Here is a 2,242-nt window from a genome sequence, read left to right on the forward strand (position 1 = left end):
GATTTCGCGAGCTGCTTCGTTATCCGCGTAGGTGACTTCGTTAAGACCGAGTCCGAGTTCGAAGAAATCTCCGTCGAGTAAATGGATCGCGTTAACTCCGTTCAGCGTGATCGTCTGCTTTTTAACGTCGATGACGAGTTTATCGCCGGGATTAAAACCGCCGGTAAACGTGAGCTTATCAACGTGCATGTAACGGACTTTTGCGTTGAATTGCGTAGATGAACGGATGCCCGCCGTGTGCAGGCGTTCGCGGATCATTGACGTGAGTAACTCCGTAGCCGATTCGAATACTGCCGCGGACGGGATGTCGCGCGTAGGGGCTCCGTCGAACTTAGTAGCAGTGTCAAATACGATGCCGACCGCAAAGTCTGCGTTTAGGCGTGCAGACACGTCCGGTTCAGATGCGATCGTAACGTTGAAGAACGTTTGGATAACGTAAGGGCGATTAAAGGGCGCGCGATTGAATGCGCCGAGAAACGACATAGGCGTGCGTCTCCTTTCTGTAACGTAAAAAGACCCTCACGTGTGATGGCGAGGGCTTGCGTGAGTGCTGGCGCGTTAGTGCGCAGTATGGTCCTATAGGGAATCAATAGCCTCTGAATACTCCGGCAAAGTTTTTAAATATTGATAACCTTGTTTAATGAAATTTGGAGCTTCATCAGACACAGAGCACGGGAACGTGTAGTATTTTTCATCCACAGCGCTTTTTCCACTCATGCGTGAATCCTCGTTTACGTATATGCAGACAATGATGCTTTGTGTCTCAGCATTTCCGCTAGTATTCTCAATTTTAATATAAGCATCTTGTAGCGTGATCCCACTAGCTGTTTCTAATTCTTTTAAAAGGGCCATCCAATTAACACTCCTCTGTTGGCTTTTTATGAAATCCTATCCTTGTACAGTCGGCATTGCCTTTAACACCGTTGCTCTCATGGAACTAATCGTTTTAGCAGATGCACTGTCATTGGTAATAATTGCTTTTACGGTATTTCCTATCCGGTAGTAATTGTTAAGTGTAATTTTAACGTTATCGGAAAATATCTGAATGGAGATCATATCATCTGTGTACAGTGGTTCCAGAAAATCGAATGTGTATGTGATGGTCGCCCCGGCATTGATTGTTTGGTTAGTAAGAGTACTTGTTAAGCGAACCATGGAACCCCATACTGTTCGATATCCCCCTACACCTGCTATTGGAGTAAATGCGTCATTAGAATCCTTTACATAGTCGATATGATTACCAATATTGGTATCTGTTCCAAATATAGATTTATCAAATATAGATAAAATTCGACCGCTAACTACTTGGGTGGTATCGTGAATTCCGATATTTTGGCTCACGTTATTAAACGTAAAACATCCAGGGCATTGTCTTCCCCATTTTATCAGGCTAGTAGCATCAACCGATCCTCCGTGACGACAATTTGAAATTGTTACATGTCTCAAGTTTGAAGTCGTAGCGTCAAATACAATATGTCCTCCGAGGTTGTGTTCAAAATAACAACCGTCAATTAGCAAACTATCGCATGATTTGAATTTTATTGCGGGTTCTGACCCGGTAAGACCCTCAATTATACAGTCCCTTATTCTAAATCCGTAGATATTTGCGTTTGTTCCTAAGAATCTATGGTTAATGAAATTACCGCTGCTTCTCTCCATCAATACATTCGTTAGCACCGTATCATAAGCTCCAGCAAAATCAAGGGCCGCCCCAACGTTATGAACAATGGTATCGTTTGTCATACGGATTGACTGGAGATATCTCGTATCGTCCGTGTACATAATTGTAGTGATTCCTGTAAAATAACAGCCATTTGTGCTTAGCCTAATTAGCTTACTGCAATCAAAAACCTTTACATTTTGAGATTCATTTCCCTCAAAGTAGGTATTATCAAATTGAAGGTCTGATACATCCGCTGTCGGGGAAGTGAACATAAGTCCGCTATTCGTCTTTTTTACCCCGCCCCCGTTTACTCCCACTGCTATAGTAGGCTCTCTTAAATCACTAGCTTTGTTCAATACGATAGTATCCGGGGTTATGTCAAAAACACGGGTAAGCACTATCGAACGGTTCTGACCTATTGCATCATCAAAAGCGGCCTGAACTTTCTGAAAATCTGAACCGGGATAAGTTTCTGGGTCAATGCCATGCCTTGCAATTGCCTCCGTAGTATCCGCCAACTGCGCACTATGCCCCGCCACATTCTCCCGCAGCGCATCCGCATCGTACGCCGTAAAATAC

General features: G+C 43.8%; 3 protein-coding genes. All 3 read right to left on the reverse strand.

What is annotated here, in order from left to right; all coding sequences use genetic code 11:
- The coding region (locus CA598_RS31435; RefSeq protein ID WP_094879037.1) for a phage distal tail protein at positions 1–483 on the reverse strand (483 nt) is incomplete at its 3' end.
- Between the two features lie 93 nt (positions 484–576).
- The gene (locus CA598_RS31440) at positions 577–852 is read right to left on the reverse strand and encodes a hypothetical protein (RefSeq protein ID WP_094879038.1); all 276 of its coding nucleotides are present in this window, start codon (positions 850–852) and stop codon (positions 577–579) included.
- Positions 853–888: 36 nt separating this feature from the next.
- Positions 889–2,242 (reverse strand): hypothetical protein (locus tag CA598_RS32545; RefSeq protein ID WP_179283824.1); only part of this gene is annotated, 1,354 nt, incomplete at its 5' end.

The organism is Paenibacillus sp. VTT E-133291, from assembly GCF_002264395.1.
GTDB lineage: Bacteria > Bacillota > Bacilli > Paenibacillales > Paenibacillaceae > Paenibacillus_AQ > Paenibacillus_AQ nitricinens.